This is a genomic window from Leisingera thetidis, from assembly GCF_025857195.1.
In the GTDB taxonomy this organism is placed as follows: Bacteria; Pseudomonadota; Alphaproteobacteria; order Rhodobacterales; family Rhodobacteraceae; genus Leisingera; species Leisingera thetidis.
Genome location: NZ_CP109789.1, coordinates 147,452 through 166,506 on the forward strand (window position 1 = coordinate 147,452; position 19,055 = coordinate 166,506).

A 19,055-nucleotide genomic window follows, 5' to 3' on the forward strand; every position below is an offset into this window, starting at 1 on the left:
GTTCCTTTTGCAACGCGAGCAGTCCGACAACAGCTCGGGACACCCGCGGCACTTCGCAAATTGTTGTTTCCAAACGGCAATAGCCGGGGTGCCGCGGCCCGGATGTCTCCTGGTCCGCGCTGTTTTCATTCACTGAGAAAATCGCTGTGGTCAGCTGGGCGGATAGTAGGGGCTGGCTGGACTGAACCTCACGCCGTCTTCCTCGAAGAAACCAAGACGGCCGGCCGCCCAGGCCCGATGAAACTCAGAACGCGCAGTCAGCCTGCGCAGGAAGCGAGGCATGATCCATCCGCCGTATCCAGCCAGGTAGAACCATTGGCAGATGGTGGTCATGCCGCCTTCCTTTCTGTTCTTTTGAGTGTTTCCTGGTTTTGTCAAAAATCCGATTGCGCTAGAAAAGCCTGCCTGCCTGACCTGAATTCCGCCGCCAGGCGTGCGGCTGGCTGATGCAGAATTGACGGCAGGCAGCGGTCTCCACGCCTTTGGCCAGCGCCGGTTCCCGGCTTTGCGCAGGGTCAAATCCCTTGTTCCTTTCTTCGTTTCAGATGCACAGAAATAACCCGCGGGTCCGACACCGCGGGATCTCGCCCATTGCAGGCGAAATTCAGAATGTTCATGATGTTTGGGAAACTGAACGCATGCCCGGACACGCGCACGCGTCGAGCACTCGTTTCCGGCGGGGAGGTTGCGGCACTGATTTTGCGCCTATTTTCAACGTCAGCTGCAGAAAACAGCGGCCGCCCGGTACCGCGGTTAGCTTTCCGCCGCTGTTCTGTTTTCGCCGGTTGTACTGAGTTCAGCCTTGCCGTCAGGGCCGACCATCCAGGTAGAGATGGTTTGATCCTCCGGGTTGAAGACCAGCATTGAACCGTCGCCGTATTCCAGGTGGTGCTTTTTGAGGATACCGGGCCAAAGGTTGATCTGACGTTCCTCAACAAAGCCGCTTGGTCTGGCATTAGACGGGACCAGAACGTGCTCCTGACCGTCCACAATGTAAATACAATTGTACGCCGGAGCACCGCTGTTCACCCCTGGTTTTACCAGGTCATACCGAACTTGAAAAACCTGTCCCGCTTTCTTCCAGCTGCAAACGCCAGCGATCGTGACCAAGGATTTGTAACGTTCTATCGGCATGTGTCGTCCCCTGTTGGCGACGACTTCCTAGCAAGATGATTGTTTGACGAGAAGCCATGGCATCCCGTATTCGATGTTTGACACGAATATCAAATTCGTGTCAATGCGGATATTGATGCGGTGTTGCTATTCGAGCGAAGCGGAGTCCGCGTTGGTCGTTGTCCTTGTTCAACTTAGGTCCGGCTCCATTTGGTTGGGGTGGATTCCGGCATGGGCAGGATCGTATCAAAAGGGATTGCTGACCTTCGCTGCATCCAGCACGAACTGGAAAAGAGCGGGACAAACCGGACTTATGCAGCTACCGCTACTGCTGACGCAGCAGTTGTTCGCATGTGCAGTACTCTCTTCGCTGCTGCGCGGCGGATGTCGTCTGACCGGCCATTCGCGGGCTTGACTTTGACCATAACCGAGACTGTGCTTTCGCCGCACTCGGTTCCTGCGCGAAGGTCGCGGGACTAACCTGCCTTTCGCCGTAGACCCGCGATCCTTGCTGCATTTGCGAAGACATCAGAAGGTCGTGCAGGAAGCGGAAGCTCCCTGCGGCACGAGCATAGCAGAAAAACTTGGAGGCTGACATTCATCCGGCTTGGGTACAGCGCCTGATGTTGCGTTGCCGAGTGATAAAAGAAAACCGGAAAGTGATTTCCTTAATTTTCAAAAACGTTATTCTCCGGACATGCATTTGAAGCTTCGTCATTTGGAAGTCTTTCACGCCGTAATGGAAGAAGGCTCGGTCTCTAAGGCGGCGGAGGCGCTTAACTTGAGCCAGCCCGCGATCAGCACGGCGCTGACCCGGCTCGAAGAAATGCTGGGGTATGGGCTGTTCTTCCGATCCAAGGGGCATTTCACACCGCGTCCGGAAGCATTTTTGCTCCATGCAGATGCTGAGTTGTCGCTCATGGCAGTCGAGCAATTTTCGGCGCGCGCACGGCTGATCGGCCAAGGGCGTGCAGGACTTATCCGGGTGGGATCGATCGGGGCGGCGGCAATGAGCATTCTGCCCGAACTGGTATCGTCATTCACCCGGGACAATCCGCTGGTGGAAATCGATCTGCAGGTGCGCAGCTCGAACCGGATCTCGTACTATGTGAGCAACGGGCAGCTTGATATCGGCCTGATAGAGGCCCCCGCGGCAGCGGCCGGGATTTCGTCGATTGAACTGCCGGTCCCTTGCGTCTGCATCTTCCATGAAAGCTCTGAACTTGCGCAGCACTCCGTGATCACACCCAAGGACCTTGCCGGGCAGAGACTGATCGGAATTCAGAACGGGCATCAGGTGGACCGTCAGATCATCGATGTCTGCTCTCAGGCCGGGGTGGAGCTGGAAATCACTGTGCGGGGATTCTTCTTTGCGGTGGTTCGGCGCATGGTGTCCCATGCCGGGGGCGTGGCCATCGTGGATGCGCTGAACGGGATGCAGCCATTTGGCGATGGCGTGCTTTGGCGCCCCTTTGAGCCGGGGATCAATTACCGCATGGCGCTTATTATCAAATCCGGGGCCGCACCGGCAAAACCTGCGGCGGAGTTCGCCGACCGGGTCAGGCTGGCATTAACGCAGGCGGCCGGAATGGGCGGCGGTGCTGATGTATAAGTTTTCCAAAATTACTCTTATCAAAAATCAATTTTCCTAATAATCGGAAATCGCTGACACTCCCGGGACACTCAAGCTGAGGGTCACAATGTTGCGTTCCACCACACCGCCCGCGTCCCTGGACGCATTGTTCACGCCAAAATCCATCGCTCTGGTAGGCGTATCCAACAAGCCGGGATCCTACGGCCAAGCCATGGATACGATGTGCCGCAGCGGGGGCTACGCGGAGCGGATCATGCGGGTGAATCCCCGGCTGGCGCAGCCTGGGGCCGGAATCTATGCCGCGTTGGCGGACCTGCCGGAGATCCCCGATCATGTTGTCCTCGGCGTCGCCACCGACCGGGTCGAGGCTGCCACGGACGAGGCCTTGGCGTCCGGCGCGCGCGCAATCACGATCTTTGCAGAATGCCCCGATACCGCCATGCGCCAAAGGCTCGGCGACAAGGTCCGGGCGGCAGGTGCTGTGCTCTGCGGCCCCAACAGCATGGGGCTGCATGAACTGACAGGCGGTCTGCGCATTTCGCCTTTCCCCGCGCCGCTGGACCGCAAGGCGGGAGGAATCGGTCTTATCGCGCAATCGGGCTCCATTCTTGGGGCGCTGGTGAACAATGCCCCCCAGCTGCGGTTTTCCCAGGCGGTGAGCACTGGCTCGGAAACCGTGACCACCGCAGCGGATTATCTGGGCTGGATGGCCGCGCGCCCGGAAACCACATGCATAGGACTTTTCCTTGAAACCGTTCGCGATCCGGATGGCTTCATGCAGGCATTGCAGACGGCGTCGGGGAAGGACATTCCCGTTGTGATCCTGAAGGTCGGGCGGTCCGCGCTGGGAGCCCGGATGGCGATTTCTCACACCGGCGCGATGGTGGGGGACGACGCCGTGTTCCGGGCGATGGCCCGGCGCCATGGCGCGCATCTGGCCGGGACCGTTGACGAAATGGCCGCCATGCTGGCGGTGTTTTCCCAAGGGCGCAGAGCCCCGGCAACCGGACTGGCCTCGATCCACGATTCCGGGGGCGAGCGCGAACTGATTGCGGATCTCGCCGAAACAGCCGGGTTGCATTTTGCGGATCTGAGCGCCGCCACCCGAACCGCCATGCAGAAGGTTCTCGAACCGGGTGTGGCCGCCGAAAACCCGCTGGATGCCTGGGCCACGGGACGTAATGCGCAAAGCAGTTTTGCCGGGGCTACGCGCGCCATGATGGCAGATCCCGAAGTGGGAGTCGGGCTGTATGTGCTGAACTGGCGGGACAATTACGAGCTGCACGCCATGCATGAGCGGGCGCTCTCGGCTGCCTTTGCCGGGGTGGACAAGCCGCTTTTCGCCGTCTCCAATTACGCCTTGAGCGATCACAAGGCGCTTGCCGCCCGCCTCGCCAGCCATGGGATTCCGCTGATCGGCGGGCTGCAAAATGCGCTGTCCGCGGTCAAAGCTCTGGTTTCTCATCAGCCGATGGCCGCGCGGGCACTCCCGCCGGAGTCCAATCCCGCTGCCGAGGGCTGGCGGGACAGGCTTTCTGCTGCTGAGTGGATTGGTGAGGCTGAGGGCTACGCGTTGTTCGCAAGCTACGGGATCGCTGTTCCCCGTCATGGACTCGCCCGCAGCCGGGAAGAGGCGCTGGCAATTGCGCAGGACATTTCCGGGCCGGTCATCCTCAAGACGGCGAAACCCAAACTGTCGCACAAATCCGACGTGGGCGGCGTGCGCCCGGGGCTGGCCACGCCCGAGGCCATTGCCGCCGCCTATGACGACATGGCGGAGCGGTTGTCGCCTGATGCGCTGGTTGCGCAGATGCTCGCGCCGGGCAGCGAATGGTCGCTGGGCGCAGTGAACGATCCGCATTTCGGCCCGGTGGTCCGCATTGCGCCCGGCGGCCTGCTGGTGGATCTCATGCCGGAACAGGCGTTGCTGCTGGCCCCGTTCTCCGCCGAAGAGGCCCGCGCCGCCATCCTGTCGCTGCGCGCGTCCATCACCCTCTCCGGCTACAGGGGGCAGCCGCCCAAAGCGCTTGACGCGCTGGCACAGAACGCCGCGGCCTTGTCGCGGCTGGCCTGGGACCTGCGCGACGTGCTGGCCGAGGCCGAAATCAATCCGGTGATCGTGGGAGAAGCCGGAGCAACAGCTGCTGACGCCGTCATTCGGACGCGCAACGCCTAATCAGTCAGAAATCAGGGAGGACACCATGAAATTCTACAAATCCGGACAGGACAAGCTTCCGGCCGCGCTCAAACGCATGAGGCGCGAGGCACAATACTCGGATGACGAGATCCATCGGCGCGAGTTTCTGGCCCTGGCCAGCGCCTTTGGCGCAACGTCCGCCACGGCTTATGGCATGCTGGGCATGGCCCGCCCGGCAATGGCGGAAACGCCGAGCCGGGGCGGCACCCTGCGTGTGGGTCAGCCGCTTTTGGCAGGCAAGGACCCGCGCACATGGGATGGCATCAATATTCAGGCAAATGTTGCCCGTGGCTGGCTGGAATACCTGGTGCGCTACACCCATGACTACACCTTTGAGCCTTATCTGTTGGAAGGCTGGGAACTGTCCGAGGACGCGACGACCTATGTCTTGCGTGTCCGCCCGGGTGTCACATGGCACAACGGCGAAGCGCTGACCGCCGCCCATGTCGCCGCCAATATCGAAGGCTGGTGCGATGGCACGGTCGAGGGAAATTCCATGGCGTCGCGCCTGTCCAACCTCGTCGATCCCGACACCGGCAAGGCTGCCGCAGGCGCGATCGAGGTTGTCGATGACATGACCGTGCGGCTGAACCTCCGCGCCGCCGATATCTCGATCATCCCCAGCATCTCTGACTACCCGGCAGCGGTCGTGCATCCCAGCCGCATCGGCGCCGATCCGTTCTCCGACCCGATGGGCACCGGACCTTACAAGCTGGAAGAATTCTCAGCCGGCGATCGTGCAATCGTGGTGCGCGCCGAGGGCCATACCTGGTGGAAGGAAGGCAATGGCGCCTGGCTCGACCGGGTGGAGTATATCGATTACGGCACCGACCAGAACGCGATCCTCGCTGCGTTCGAATCCGAGGAAATCGACATCAATTACGAAACCAGTGGAGACTTCGTGCCGCTCCTCACGGGTGTCGGGCTGGTTGAGCACGAGGCTGTAACGGCCTCAACCATCGTGATCCGCACCAACCAGAAAACCGAGGTGGACGGCAACCGCCCCTATGCAGACGTGCGGGTGCGCAAGGCGCTGGCGCTGGCGGTCGATAATTCGACGATCCTGGAACTGGGTAATGCAGGTCTCGGAAAGCCTGCGGAAAACCACCACGTGGGGCCAATGCATCCCGAATTTTCCGAGCTGCCCCCGGTCGGCCGCGATGTCGAGGCTGCGCGCGCACTGATGGAAGAAGCTGGAATGCTGGATTACGAGCATGAGCTGATCTCCCTCGAAGACGGGTTCCGCCGCGACACGGGCGATGCCACGGCAGCCCAGCTGCGCGATGCAGGTCTCAAAGTCAGGCGCACAGTGGTCCCCGGTGCAACTTTCTGGAATTCCTGGGCGGAATTCCCGTTTTCCGTCTCCGCGTGGGGGCACCGTCCGCTGGGCGTGCAGATCTATGCGCTGGCCTATAAATCCGGGGTTCCATGGAACGAGACAGGCTTTTCCAATGCCGAGTTCGACGAGGGCCTGACCAAGGCGCTGGCCACAGTGGATATCGAAGAGCGCCGGAAAATCATGGCCCGCCTGATGCAGATCATGCAGGATGAAGGCGTGATCATCCAGCCGTATTGGCGGTCAATCTACAATCACACGCGGCCGCATGTGAAAGGCGCCAGAATGCATCAGGCCTTTGAGCTGCATCTGGATCAGATCTGGGTGGAAGGCTGATCACACCCAGGAATGCATCTATAAGGCGGGGCGCGGGAAAACTGCGCCCCTCTCTGTGCCTGTCTCAGAAAGTGCCTTGATCTTGCCAAACAGCGAGCGGCAGGTTCGTCCTGCCTTTGGGTCTGCAGACAATTGCAGCCGCTGCGCCCGAAATGAATGTCAGAAATTACGGGCCGCGCTGCAGTATTTAGCAGCCGCAGCGAAATCGCGCGAGTAATGTCGGCCCTTTGTGGACATTTATCGGATATCGTTGATGCCGCACCGCGGCCCGTCATAGGAGACCTCCACTGTGCGTACGAGATCTGTCGTTTTGGATCTGCTGCCACCAGCGATAGGTGAATTTTCAGAAAACCAAGGCTAACTTCCGGTTGCAATTTTCTGCGGGGCAATCGAGCCACATAAAGGTTAGCTGCCAGAGTGGCGGCATTCCTGGATTTGGCCGTCGTAAAACCGATGCCATTGGTCAGGAATTAGCCTCCACTCGCCCCGGGCACATTCACATAGAGGGCATATACCGACCGGCTGGCGGCCATGAACAGTCGGCTGTTGGCGCGGCCGCCGAAGCAGAGGTTGGCACAGCGCTCTGGCAGGGCGATGCGTCCGATCGGGGTGCCATCCGGTGCAAATATCATCACGCCGTCCAATTCGCTGTCACCCATGCCCCAGCCGCACCAGAGGTTGCCGTCGGCGTCCACGCGGAACCCGTCCGGAGTTCCCGCGCCCGCATCGATCAGAACCTGCTTGCCGGTCAGCGGCGCGCCGGCCTCCCCGACATCATAGGCCAGGATCTTCCGGGCCGGGACACCGCGGGATTCGACAATGTAGAGCTTTGATTCATCCGGCGAAAATGCCAGCCCATTGGGGCCAAGAACGTCATCGGCCACAACCGACAGCTGCCCGCTATCCGGATCCAGCCGGTAGACATTCTGCCCCAGTTCCGGGGAGGCCTTATGACCTTCGTAATTGCCCTGGATGCCAAACGGCGGATCGGTGAACCAGATGCTGCCATCGGACTTGACGATGACATCATTGGGCGAATTCAGGCGTTTGCCGCCAAAGGCGTCTGCCAGCACGGCAATCGTGCCATCGTATTCGGTGCGCGTCACGCGGCGGCCGCCATGTTCGCAGGTAACCAGCCGACCCTGCCGGTCCCGGGTCTGGCCATTGGCGAAACCCGACGGCTCGCGGAAGGCCGAAACCTGGCCGGTCACCTCGTCCCAGCGCATGATCCGGTTGTTGGGAATATCGCTCCACAGAAGGTAGCGCCCGTCGCCGAACCAGACGGGCCCCTCCGACCAGCGGCAGCCGGTTGCCAGCCGTTCAACACCGGCCAGTGGCAGCTTGTATTTGTCGAACCGCGGATCAAGCGAAATGACCGAAGGGTCGGGATAGCGCGCTGCCGGGCGCCAGCCGGTCGGGTCGTCGTGGATGCCGGACATGGGCAGTCCTCACTTCTTGAGCTGTTCGGGAAGCCCCTATGTGACGGGACCGGGGTTAAACAGGGCCAGCTGGTTGCTCACGCCGAGTGTTTCCGCGCAGGTTTTTTCGCCGCTGGCAACAGTGAGAATCCTGTCGAAAATTGCCTGTCCCATGGTCTCGACCGTTTCGCCCGCGGTGATAATCCGGCCGGCATCAATGTCCATTAGGTCATGCCAGCGCCGCGCCAGATCGCTGCGTGTGGCCACCTTGAGGACGGGAACTTCGGACAGGGAATAGGGTGTTCCGCGCCCGGTGGTGAAGACATGCACATTCATGCCCGCCGCCAGCTGTAGCGTGCCGCAAATGAAATCCGAGGCCGGTGTGGCGGCAAAGAGCAGCCCCTTGCCCGCAGCACGTGCGCCGGGCGGGACAACACCGCTGATCGGCATGGAGCCGGATTTGACAATCGATCCCATGGCCTTTTCGACGATATTCGACAGACCGCCCTTCTTGTTGCCTGGCGAAGTATTGGCGCTGCGGTCCGACTGGCCGGCCGCAAGATAGCGGTCATACCAGGCCATCTGGGTGATCAGATCTGCGGCCACTTCCGCAGAGGCAGCGCGGCTCACAAGCTGGTCGATCCCGTCGCGGACCTCGGTCACTTCGGAGAACAAGACCGTGCCCCCGGCCCGCACGATCAGGTCAGCGGCATGGCCCAGGGCCGGATTGGCCGTCACACCGGACAGCGCATCACTGCCGCCGCATTGCAGCCCGATCACCAGGTCCGATGCAGGGCAGGTTTCCCGCCGCCGCCGGTCAAGCTGCGTCAGATGCAACGCCGCAGTTTCCATGATGTGGCGCACCATAGCCTCAAAACCTATGTGGCTTTCATCCTGAAGGGTGACAAGGCTTGGCCCGCCGGGCTGTGCAGAGCCGCCGAAGGCTTCGGGGAACAGCAGCTTGGGCTGCAGCTTCTCGCAGCCCAGGCTGACAACCATTGTGGACCCGGCGAAATTGGGGTTGCGGGCGATGTTCTGCAGCGTCCGGACCGGGACCTCGGCACCGGGGGCGTTGATCGCTACGCCGCAGCCATAGGTGTGATCCAGCGCCACCACGTCATCCACATTCGGATATCGAGGCAGCATCTCCCGCCGGATCCGCTCAACCGCATGCCCCACCACACCTGATACGCATTGAACGGTGTTGGTTATGGCAAGAATGTTGCGGGTGCCTACGGTGTCGTCGGCATTTTTGAAGCCCTGGAAGGTATACCCTTCAAGCGGAGCAACTTCGCCTGTTCCGCCTGCCTCGGCCACCAGGCTGCCCAGGTCCGGCGGCGGCGGCATATCCAGGGAGGTCTCGTTGATCCAGGCGCCCGCCGGGATCAACGCTTTGGCATAGCCGATCACCACCCCGTAGCGCCGCACCGGCGCGCCCGATGCGTGATCCGTCAGGGCAACCTTATGCGCTTGCGGCACGCGGTCCCGCAGCGTCACCCCCTCAACCCTGGTTCCGGCCGGCAGCCCTTCCGCATTGGCAACAATGGCCACAGTATCGGCGGGATGCATCCGGATGAGCCGTGCGGCACCGCTCATGGCTTACTCCTCTGCAACGCGATGGTTCGACATCAGCTCAAGCGCGCGCACCATGGCCGAATGGTCCCAGGCGGCACCGCCGTTTGCCTCGCAGGTGTTGAACAGCTGCTGGGCCGAGGCTGTATTGGGCAAGCTGACCCCCAGCTGGCGGGCGCTGGACAGCGCAAGGCCAAGGTCTTTCTGGTGCAATTCAATGCGGAAGCCCGGATCGAAGGTGCGCTTGATCATCCGCTCGCCATGGATTTCGAGGATCTTGGACGAGGCAAACCCGCCCATCAGCGCCTCGCGGACCTTGGCCGGATCGGCACCGGCCTTGGCGGAGAACAGCAAGGCTTCGCTCACGGCTTCGATGTTCAGGGCCACAATGATCTGGTTGGCTACTTTGCAGGTCTGGCCGTCGCCGACACCGCCTACCCGGGTGATGTTCTGCCCCATCAACTCAAAGAACGGCAGCACCCGGTCAAAATCCTCCGGGGAGGCGCCGCACATGATGGTCAATGTCCCCGCCTTGGCCCCGACTTCGCCGCCCGACACGGGGGCATCCACATAGCCGCAGCCCAGATCGCGGATCTTTTGTGCAAACTCCTTGGTGGCAATGGGCGAGATAGAGCTCATGTCGACCACGCATTTGCCGGCGGTCAGCCCGCTGGCGACGCCGGTTTCGGAGAACAGGACGTCTTCCACATGCGGCGTGTCGGGCACCATAAGGAAGACCGTATCAGCCTTTGCGGCCACCTCGCCGGGGGTAGCACAGGCGATGCCTCCGGCCGCCAGTAGGTCCTCGGGTATGCTGCTGCGGGTGTTCAGAAAAACTTCGTTCCCTCCTGCAATCAGCTGCCCTGCCATTGGGGCACCCATAATGCCCAGTCCGATGAAACCAACCTTACTCATGTTGCTCTCCTGTAATCTTGAAAATTTCAGTATCCGGCACTGTCCTGCACCGCACCGCTACTGCGCATCGCCGATAGGATCTGCTGCGACCCGGCGGCCATGAGCCGCGCATCGGAGGAAACAGTGACGAACTGGAACCCCATTTCGATCCGCTTCAGGGCAGCCTCAGGCGTGCCATTGTGAACACCGGCAATTTTGCCGTGTTCCTTTGCCTTGGCAGCAATGAATTCGATGGCCTCGGCAACCGGCGGATCCACATCGTCGAATGTGGGGCGGCAGCCAAGAGCCAGGGACAAGTCCGACGGGCCGATATAGACCGCATCCAGGCCTGGCGTGGACAGGATCTCTTCGAGGTTGTCCAGCCCGTCGCGCGTTTCGATCATGGCGAAGACCGCGACGGTTCCGTTTGCCTGTTCCGGATAGTCCGCACCGCCATACAGCAAGCCGCGGATCGGGCCGAAGCTGCGCGTGCCATGCGGCGGGTAATGGGTCCAGGCTACAAGCTTTTCGGCATCTTCCCGGGAATTGATCATCGGGCAGATGATCCCGTAGGCACCGGCATCCAATGCTTTCATTAAATGCCCCGGATCCAGCCAGGGAACCCGCACGACCGGGACCGTATCGGTCGTCGAAACCGCGGTCAGCATCGGCACTGCCGATTGATAATCAACGACCCCGTGCTGCATGTCGATGGTCAGGGAATCCCAGCCCTGATGCGCCATGGTTTCAGCTGAAAACCCGCTGGGCACTGCCAACCAGCCATTGACTGCCGCCCCTCCGGAGGCCCAGATTTTCCTCAAACGGTTTCCCCGCATGTCGCTGCCCTTTCCTTGTGGTCACCTGACTGCCTGCCCGGATCTGCCAGGCACAGTGCTTCAGTCCTCGTGAATTACATCGGTGCAAAACAGCCCGCCCTGATAGATGGCGTCTGCTTCGTCATGTTTCGGTGGTGTCTGTTCGGCATCCAGCTTGGAGCGGAACTGTTCCGAGCTGTCTTTCGGACTCCAGCCGAGATAACCGGCGGTGCTGTTGTCCCACCAAGTCGAGGCGTTGTCCGACACACCGTACAGCACCGGGCAGCCCAGTCGCGGGACGTTGAAAATACGCTCCGCCAGTGCAACCATATCATCCGCGCTTAGCCAGGAAGACATCATCCGGTGGCTCGAGGGCTCCGGAAAGCAGGAGCCGATGCGCACGCTGGCGGTCTCAATCCCGAACTTGTCGAAATACATGCGCGCCAGGGCTTCGCCGAACACTTTGGACACCGCATAAAGCCCGTCAGGCCGCACCGGTGATGTTTCCGCATTGAGCCGCGCCGTCTGTCTGTGAAAGCCGGTCACGTGGTGCGAGCTTGCAAACAGTATCCGCGGGCGGACCGAGGATTTGCGGGCGCCTTCATACAAGTTGAACATGCCTTCGATATTGGCAGCCTTCACGGTCTCCCAGGACCCTTCAACCGCCTTGCCGCCCATGTGGATGATGCCATCGCAGCCTTCAACCATTGCCTCAACCGCCGCCTTGTCGTCGAGGTCGCAGAACACGAGCTCTTCGTTCGGGCCTGCTTCGCCCAGATCCCTTCGGGCACTGACGCGGACGGTTTTGGCCAGGTGGCCAAGCCGCTGTCGGCAAATCGATCCTAGGCTGCCGTTTGCTCCGGTGATGAGCAGTCTTTCCAACATAGAATGGTCCTTTTTAATGGGGCGCCGCGCCGTCAGTCCTCCGGCAGGCGAAAGTGCGGCTGGGCAGAGGCGTCCCCGCCCAGCCTGGCTTCAGGCCGTTACTTGGTGTCTTGAACCGCCTTCAGAACTTCGCCGCCGTGCTTGGAGATGAAGTCTTCGTAGACAGGTCCCATACGTTCGGCGAACGCAGCGACATTGGCTTCGTTGATGGCCATGCCTTTGGCCTCCAGTTCCTTCAGCGCAGCATCTCCAACTTCGGCGGTCAGTTGGATTTCATAATCCTGGAGAGCCAAGGCCTCCTCGCTTAGGACGGATTGCTGCTCGGCGGTCAGACCGTTCCAGGTACTCATGCTGATGGCCACAATGCCCGGCGGGCGGAAATGCTGGGTCAGGGACAGATAGCTGCTGACTTCGTAGAACTTGTCGTTCACAACGTTGCCGGCCGCGTTTTCGCCGCCATCCAGCACACCCTGTTCCAGAGCGGTGTATAGTTCGCTGTAGGACATCGGAGTTGCAGAACCGCCCATTGCATTCACAGTGTTCACCATCAGCGGGCTTTCCATCACGCGGATCTTCAGCCCGGTCATGTCTTCCGGCGTGACAACCGGGCGGACCTTATTGAACACGTTGCGGTAGCCGTTGTCGAACCAGGCTAGAATCTTGAAGCCGCGCGCTTCGGCCAGCTCACCGTATTGGGCACCGACCGGGCCGGAGACCACCGCTTTGAAATGATCCGTGTCGCGGATCAGATAGGGCAGGCTGAACAGGTCAAACTCCGGAATGAAGCCGCTGACTGGTGCCGTCGACACCTGAGCCATCTGGATGCTTCCGAGCATCATGCCCTCGATATAGTCGCGCTCGCCGCCCAGCTGCGCCCCGTCCAGAACCTGGATGGTGAGCCCGGCATCGCGCGCGGCAACGCGGTCTGCGAACCAGCGAAGCGATACGTTGTGGTGGTGCGACGGGCCGGTGACGGACGCCACCCGGATCGTCGTTTCCGCTGCTAGAACGGGCTGCGCGATTGCGCCTGCCAGCAGGGCAGCTGCCCCGCCAATGGTTGAAAGAACTGTTCTGCGATTTAGCATGGTTTTCCTCCCTTTCATACAAGTCGATCTTCTTGTTTTCTTGCGCCGCTTGATGGCCCGCGCGGCGCAAATCTTTCCGCTCCTCTCGGTTTGGATCTTCTTGTGCCAGCGCTTACCGCTGCACGGCGAAGTCATCCGGTTCGGCCAGAACCAGCTTGTTCAGCGGGCGCACACCGTCCTCGGTCACAGCAACCACGACCTCGATCCGGTATCCGCCGCCGATCAGATCGTGCAGGTCCAACTTGACGGCCAGTGTCATACCTGCTTCCAGTTCGAAATCGCTGTCCGAGCTCAGGTTCGGAGGCTCCACCACGTCAAGGCCGACAGCGTGGCCGACGCCGCGCAGGCCTTTGGCATACGGTGTGAAATTGTCGGCGAAGCCGTGCGGTTCAAGCTCTTCCAGCAGGGTGTCGAAGATCGATCGCGCCGTGATACCCGGACGGATGGTCGGGATCACCTTCTTCAGGGCGCGGTGGCCGACAACCAAGGCCCGTTCCTGTTCAGGATCCGCGCCGGGCATCAGAATGGTGATACCGCCATCGTTGCAGTAGTGGCCAATGGCCGGGTTGAAATCGAGCATCACAAACTCGCCCGGCTGGATTTTCCGGTCGGTGGCGCGCCAGGCCGGGTAATTGGTGTTCGGGCCGGACATGACCACCGTGGCCGAGCCGATATCGGCGTTCATTTCCCGGGCAATGCCTTCGGCGAGACCGGCGACCTGGATCTCGGTCATGCCAACCTTGACCTCCTTGGCTGCGCGTTTCAGCACCGCATCGTTGATCTCGGCGGCCTGTTCCATCAGCTCGATCTCGGCCTCTGTCTTGATCTTGCGCAGGTCAAGCATGATGTCGTCGCGGTTTTCGATCTTGGCTTCCGGAACCGCATCCACCAGCTGCTCGTAGATTTCGAACGGCAGAATGTTCTTGCCGATCAGGCCAATTTTGCTGGCGCGGCCAACAATGGGGGCAAAGACCTGCGGGAAGTCGGAATAGGGGCGGTGAATACCGCGCACATCCTCAATCCAGCACATGTCCTTGGCGGCGTAGGCATTCAGGCGGCCCAGGAAGACAACCGGCTCATTGTCGCCGACAATCAGAACCAGCTGGGGTGATTCCTCGATCACGTTGATCGGTTTGTAGTTGGTCACATAGGTGGAATGGCCCGAGCGGTATTCATCCGAATAAATGATCAGCGCGTCATAGCCTTCCTCCTTCATCCGGCGGCGGAGGTTTTCAGTTCTTGTTCTCAGTTCGTCGGTTGAGATTGCCACAATGTAGCTCCTTATTTTGATTGGGTATTATTGGTCAGTGACCGAACAGGTTCGGGACGGTCATGACCAGGTCGGGGAACACGGCCACCGCAATCAGGACAGCGACCAGAACCGAGCAGAACGGGACGAGACCGCGGAATGCTTGGGAAATCGTGAGCCCTGCGATCGAGCAGCAGATGTATGTGAGGATGCCAACGGGAGGGGTGACCGAGCCGATCACAACCGCCATTACCAGCACCACGCCGAAGTAGACCGGGTCGATGCCAAGACCGAGGATCACTGGCAGCAGAACCGGGGTGAAGATGATCAGAATCGGGATGCCTTCGATGAACAGACCTAGCAGCAGGATGAAGACCAGGATCAGCAAGACCGCAATCGTCGGGTCCGACGACATACCGCCCAGCACCCGCAGGACCGCCGCGCCAAACCCGCCCCATGCCAGGATCCAGGCAAAGGATGTTGCCATCGCGATCAGGAACATGGCAGCGGCAGTGGTTACCGCGGCATCAACCAGTAGTTCGCCGACCAGCTTGAAGGTCAGAGTGCGGTAGACGAAGGTTCCGACAAGCGTTGCATAGGCAACCGCGACCACGCCGGCTTCGGTCGCCGTGAAGGCCCCGGAAAAGATCCCGCCTAGAATAATGACCGGCATGGCCAATGCCCAGAGGGCGTTGCGGAACGAAGGAAGCACCTTGGGCAACTCGCTCCGCGGCGGCGCCGGGTAGTTTCTTTTCTTCGCAATAACATACGCCATTGCCATCAGGCCTAAAGCGACCATCACGCCGGGCACGAAGCCGCCCAGAAACAATTGCGCGATGGAGACATTGGCAATGGAGCCGTAGATGACCATCAGGATGCTGGGCGGGATGATCGGGCCCATGGCGCTGGCCGAAGCATTGACAGCAACCGCATAGTCCGCATCAAAGCCGTTTTTTTTCATGGCCGGGATCATCATCGACCCAAGCGCTGAGGCATCCGCCGTCGCCGACCCGGAAATTCCGGAGAAAAACATGTTCGACACGATGGTCACATGCGCGAGCCCGCCGCGGATATGGCCTACAAGAGAGCGCGAGAAATTGACGATACGCTCGGTGATGCCACAGGCGTTCATCAATTCGCCTGCAATGATGAAGAAGGGGATAGCCAGCAGGGTGAAAGAATCTACCCCGACAAAGGCGCGCGTGACAATGCCGTTCAGTGGCAGCGTGCTGTCCAGCGCCAGGGTGACTGCCGATGCGATACCAAGCGCAAAGGCGATGGGCATATTGATCAGCAGCAAGATGAAGAATGTGGTGAAGAGAATGGCCAGCATCGACATGATCAGCCCCGTTGCTGCGTGGTCTGGCGCAGAATTGCGACGAAGCGTTCGACCGAGATCAGGGCAATCAGCCCCATCGAAATCGGGATCGCGATATAGATCCAAGCCATCTGCACGCCCAAGGCCGGTGAGCGCTGCATCATGTTGATGCTCAGGACCGGCAGGCTGGCGTAGATCACCGCTGCCGCAAAACAGGCGATCAGGACACAAGTCACCGCTTCAAGGCTGCGGCGCATCCGAGTCGGCAGCATGTTCGCAAACAGGTCGACACCCAAGTGAAAGCCCCGCGCCAGGCCGATTGCGCCTCCTAGGAAGACAATCCAGACAAAGCAATAACGTGCCATCTCCTCGGACCAGGGCAGCGGAGCCGCGATCACGTAGCGGAAGATGACTTGCGCAAGCGTGACAGCAACCATCACCACTGAAATCAATATTATTGCAGCCCTTGCGCCCGCAAGAAGGGTAGAAAGTACCCACGAGCTCCTCTCTCCGTTCAATTGCATGATACCTCCCGAAAATCAGTGCAGTTCCTTTGAAATCGATTTCACACGATGGCCGGTGCAAAGTCAATGTTTTTCTGTACAATCCCATTTTGCCCATATAATATTGGTCAAAAGTCTCGAGAAGGAGGATTTTGTGGCGGGAAATTTGAGAAAACGATTTCACGAAACGCCGCCTCGTGTGCGGGTAACCGATGTCGCGCGGCGGGCAGGCGTAGCGGCTGCGACGGTATCCCGGGCCATCAACAACCCGGACAAAGTCTCGCCGGACAAACGCGCCAAGATCGAAGCCGCCATGGCCGAGTTGGGATATGTACGCAACCATGCGGCACGGGCGCTGCGCTCGCAGCGCTCCCACATGGTCGGAGTTCTGATCCCGACTTTGGACTACGCGCTCTACGCCAGCCTGGTCGGAGCCGCTGGCAGGCAGTTTTCAGCCGCCGGCATCTCCACATTGATTGCCACTTTCGACTACGACCTGAAAACCGAGTTCAAAGAGGCCAGGCTGCTGCTTGAACAGGGCGCCGAGGCGCTTATCCTCATCGGCCAGGAGCATGACAGTCGGCTGTTCAGCCTGCTGGAGCAGTTCGATGTGCCTTTCGTCAGCACCTACGTCACGGATCCGGATGGCAAACTGCCAAGCGTGGGGTTCGACAATGCGGCGGCGGCTGCAAGCGTTGCCCGGCACCTGGTTCACCTGGGCCACCGGCGCATCGGCGTGATTTCTGGCAACACGCAGGACAACGACCGGACCGCCAAGCGGCTGCAGGGTATCCGGGACGAGTTGCAGTGCCATGGCATAGACCTCAACGACTCGATGGTGCTGGAGCGAGGCTATTCCATCGCAAACGGGAGGGAGGCCTGCGCCGCAATCCTGTCGCGGGTACAGCCGCCGCCGACGGCGATCATTTGCGGCAACGACGTTCTCGCACTGGGGGCCATCGTTGAATGCCGGGCACGGGGCGTCCGGGTGCCGGAAGATGTTTCCATTGCCGGGTTCGACAATATCGAATTGTCCCAGCACTCGAATCCGCCGCTTACGACGGTCGGCGTCCCGGCTGAAGAAATGGGCGGAACCGCTGCCACTTTCCTGCTGAACAAGTTAGAAGGCCGAGACGCCCCGCCGCACACATCGGTTGAAGTGCAGCTTATTCTGCGGGAGTCCACCGCGCCCCCGGCCGCCTGATCCGGCTGTGCAGGCAAATACGAAATGTCAATGCCGGGAACGGCCTGAAGACACCCCGGGGAGATCAAAAATGCGAGACCCAAGGGCAATCGCCCGATCCATGTTCAACGCCGCGGTTCGCCGGGCCGATCCGGCCGAGGCCCTGCGCAGCCACCTTCAGCCGCAGGCCGCAGAAAACGGCAGGTGCTTTGTCGTAGCCGTAGGCAAGGCGGCAATCCCGATGATGCGAGAGGCCCTGCAGCTGCTGCCCAGGGTGGATGCGGCCCTGGCGGTGACCAATCCGGAAAACCTGTGCGCGCTTGAAGGTACCACTGTGATTGCCGGCTCTCACCCGCTGCCCGACGCTTCCTCAGCAGCCGCCGGAAAGGCGGTCGCAGATCTCCTGCGGCAGGTAGAAGCCGAAGACCGGGTTGTGGCCCTCATTTCGGGCGGCGGCTCCTCGTTGATGGTTCAGCCCGAGGAGGGTATCGCACTGGAGGACCTGACCCGGGTCAATGCGGCCCTTCTGGCCAGCGGGCTGAGCATCGGCGGTATGAACCTGGTGCGGCAGCAGATAGACGCCCTCAAGGGCGGAGGGCTGTTGCGGCTGGCCTTCCCCGCCACGGTCGAAGCCTACGTGCTGTCCGATGTCATCGGTGACGATCTGCGCGCCATCGCCTCCGGACCGACGGTGTCGCCGATCGGCACGCGGGCAGATGCGGCACGGCTACTGAAGGGTGCGAACCTCTGGCCGGATCTGCCCGAAAATGTCCGGGCGAGCCTGTCAGAGCCTGCGGACCTCGCCCCGCTTCCTCCGGCGGAGAATAGGATCATCGGCTCAAACCGCAGCAGCCTGGAGGCCATGAGAGACGCTGCGCCCAAGCACTATCCTGCCCGGATCGTGAATGACGGGCTAATCGGCAATGTCGCCGAAGCGGCTGAAACAATTCTTCAATCGGCAAAAGAAGCGGAGGGTCCGGCAGCCTTGATCTTCGGTGGGGAAACCACCGTGCAACTGCGTGGCGGCGGACGCGGCGGGCGCAATCAGGAACTGGCCCTTCGTGTCGCACGAGGAGCCGAAGGCCTCCTGGATCCTGGCTGGGTGTTCCTGTCAGGCGGTACAGACGGGCGTGACGGCCCGACTGAAGCAGCGGGGGGAATCGTTGATGCAGGCACATTGCCGAGATTAATGAAGGCGGGCGGCAATCCAGAGCAAATGCTGCAAAACAACGACAGCCACACCGCTCTGAAGCTTGCCGATGACCTGCTGATGACCGGTGGGACCGGCACAAATGTTGCTGACGTCCAAGTGTTCCTTCGGCCAGCATCCTAGCGCCACGACGGCTAAGGCCGACGCAGTTCTGCATGCCTGATCGAGTTAAGCTTCGAAGAACCTGGGTCCGCTTGTAAAAATGCGCGCCCCGAACCCCAATGACCATGTAGCTGTCTCCGGCAAGTGTGATATCGCCTATTCTGTTGCAAAGGGCCATACTCACAGCTCGGGAGAGATGCTCTAACGTTTGCGGCGAAAGACCGCCACCCGCCGGTTCCGTGGAA

General features: G+C 60.7%; 16 protein-coding genes. 5 read left to right on the forward strand and 11 right to left on the reverse strand.

Annotated elements, in window-relative coordinates:
• Positions 1–150: 150 nt before the first annotated feature.
• On the reverse strand, positions 151–519 hold the full coding sequence (locus OKQ63_RS23395) for a hypothetical protein (RefSeq protein WP_264214289.1): 369 nt from the start codon (positions 517–519) through the stop codon (positions 151–153).
• Positions 520–753: 234 nt separating this feature from the next.
• Positions 754–1,134, reverse strand: coding sequence for a hypothetical protein (locus OKQ63_RS23400; protein WP_222506626.1), 381 nt, complete (start codon positions 1,132–1,134; stop codon positions 754–756).
• Between the two features lie 610 nt (positions 1,135–1,744).
• Between OKQ63_RS23400 and OKQ63_RS23405 the strand changes: the two genes are divergently transcribed.
• The 3 genes from OKQ63_RS23405 to OKQ63_RS23415 all read left to right on the forward strand — a co-directional run bounded on the left by OKQ63_RS23405 (position 1,745) and on the right by OKQ63_RS23415 (position 6,576).
• Positions 1,745–2,725, forward strand: a complete 981-nt coding sequence (locus OKQ63_RS23405; protein ID WP_264214290.1) for a LysR family transcriptional regulator — start codon at positions 1,745–1,747, stop codon at positions 2,723–2,725.
• A gap of 88 nt (positions 2,726–2,813) precedes the next feature.
• Positions 2,814–4,883 (forward strand): acetate--CoA ligase family protein, encoded by a 2,070-nt coding sequence (locus tag OKQ63_RS23410; protein ID WP_264214291.1) that lies wholly within the window; start codon positions 2,814–2,816, stop codon positions 4,881–4,883.
• A 25-nt stretch (positions 4,884–4,908) separates the two neighbouring features.
• The gene (locus tag OKQ63_RS23415; RefSeq protein ID WP_264214292.1) at positions 4,909–6,576 is read left to right on the forward strand and encodes an ABC transporter substrate-binding protein; all 1,668 of its coding nucleotides are present in this window, start codon (positions 4,909–4,911) and stop codon (positions 6,574–6,576) included.
• A gap of 470 nt (positions 6,577–7,046) precedes the next feature.
• Here OKQ63_RS23415 and OKQ63_RS23420 read toward each other — a convergent pair whose 3' ends face one another.
• The 9 genes from OKQ63_RS23420 to OKQ63_RS23460 all read right to left on the reverse strand — a co-directional run bounded on the left by OKQ63_RS23420 (position 7,047) and on the right by OKQ63_RS23460 (position 16,249).
• The gene (locus tag OKQ63_RS23420) at positions 7,047–8,015 is read right to left on the reverse strand and encodes an SMP-30/gluconolactonase/LRE family protein (protein WP_264214293.1); all 969 of its coding nucleotides are present in this window, start codon (positions 8,013–8,015) and stop codon (positions 7,047–7,049) included.
• Positions 8,016–8,051: 36 nt separating this feature from the next.
• Complete coding sequence (gene garD, locus OKQ63_RS23425; protein ID WP_264214294.1) at positions 8,052–9,590, reverse strand: galactarate dehydratase; 1,539 nt, start codon at positions 9,588–9,590, stop codon at positions 8,052–8,054.
• Between the two features lie 3 nt (positions 9,591–9,593).
• On the reverse strand, positions 9,594–10,511 hold the full coding sequence (locus tag OKQ63_RS23430; RefSeq protein ID WP_434086078.1) for a 2-hydroxy-3-oxopropionate reductase: 918 nt from the start codon (positions 10,509–10,511) through the stop codon (positions 9,594–9,596).
• Positions 10,508–11,296 (reverse strand): HpcH/HpaI aldolase family protein, encoded by a 789-nt coding sequence (locus OKQ63_RS23435; protein ID WP_264214296.1) that lies wholly within the window; start codon positions 11,294–11,296, stop codon positions 10,508–10,510. The genes OKQ63_RS23430 and OKQ63_RS23435 overlap by 4 nt, the downstream gene beginning before the upstream one ends.
• Before the next feature lie 60 nt (positions 11,297–11,356).
• Complete coding sequence (locus OKQ63_RS23440; RefSeq protein WP_264214297.1) at positions 11,357–12,160, reverse strand: NAD-dependent epimerase/dehydratase family protein; 804 nt, start codon at positions 12,158–12,160, stop codon at positions 11,357–11,359.
• A 98-nt stretch (positions 12,161–12,258) separates the two neighbouring features.
• Positions 12,259–13,245 carry a TRAP transporter substrate-binding protein gene (locus tag OKQ63_RS23445; RefSeq protein ID WP_264214298.1) on the reverse strand — a complete coding sequence of 329 codons (987 nt, stop codon included), beginning with the start codon at positions 13,243–13,245 and terminating at the stop codon, positions 12,259–12,261.
• 112 nt (positions 13,246–13,357) lie between these two features.
• The gene (locus tag OKQ63_RS23450; protein ID WP_264214299.1) at positions 13,358–14,515 is read right to left on the reverse strand and encodes a M24 family metallopeptidase; all 1,158 of its coding nucleotides are present in this window, start codon (positions 14,513–14,515) and stop codon (positions 13,358–13,360) included.
• A gap of 34 nt (positions 14,516–14,549) precedes the next feature.
• On the reverse strand, positions 14,550–15,833 hold the full coding sequence (locus OKQ63_RS23455) for a TRAP transporter large permease (protein ID WP_264214300.1): 1,284 nt from the start codon (positions 15,831–15,833) through the stop codon (positions 14,550–14,552).
• A gap of 2 nt (positions 15,834–15,835) precedes the next feature.
• Positions 15,836–16,249: a TRAP transporter small permease gene (locus tag OKQ63_RS23460; protein ID WP_264214425.1), complete on the reverse strand. Its 414-nt coding sequence runs from the start codon at positions 16,247–16,249 to the stop codon at positions 15,836–15,838.
• Between OKQ63_RS23460 and OKQ63_RS23465 the strand changes: the two genes are divergently transcribed.
• A complete protein-coding gene (locus tag OKQ63_RS23465; RefSeq protein WP_264214301.1) occupies positions 16,236–17,519 on the forward strand; it encodes a LacI family DNA-binding transcriptional regulator in 1,284 nt (427 codons plus the stop codon). The genes OKQ63_RS23460 and OKQ63_RS23465 overlap by 14 nt on opposite strands.
• 100 nt (positions 17,520–17,619) lie before the next feature.
• Positions 17,620–18,831, forward strand: a complete 1,212-nt coding sequence (locus tag OKQ63_RS23470; protein WP_264214302.1) for a glycerate kinase type-2 family protein — start codon at positions 17,620–17,622, stop codon at positions 18,829–18,831.
• Positions 18,832–19,055: the final 224 nt, after the last annotated feature.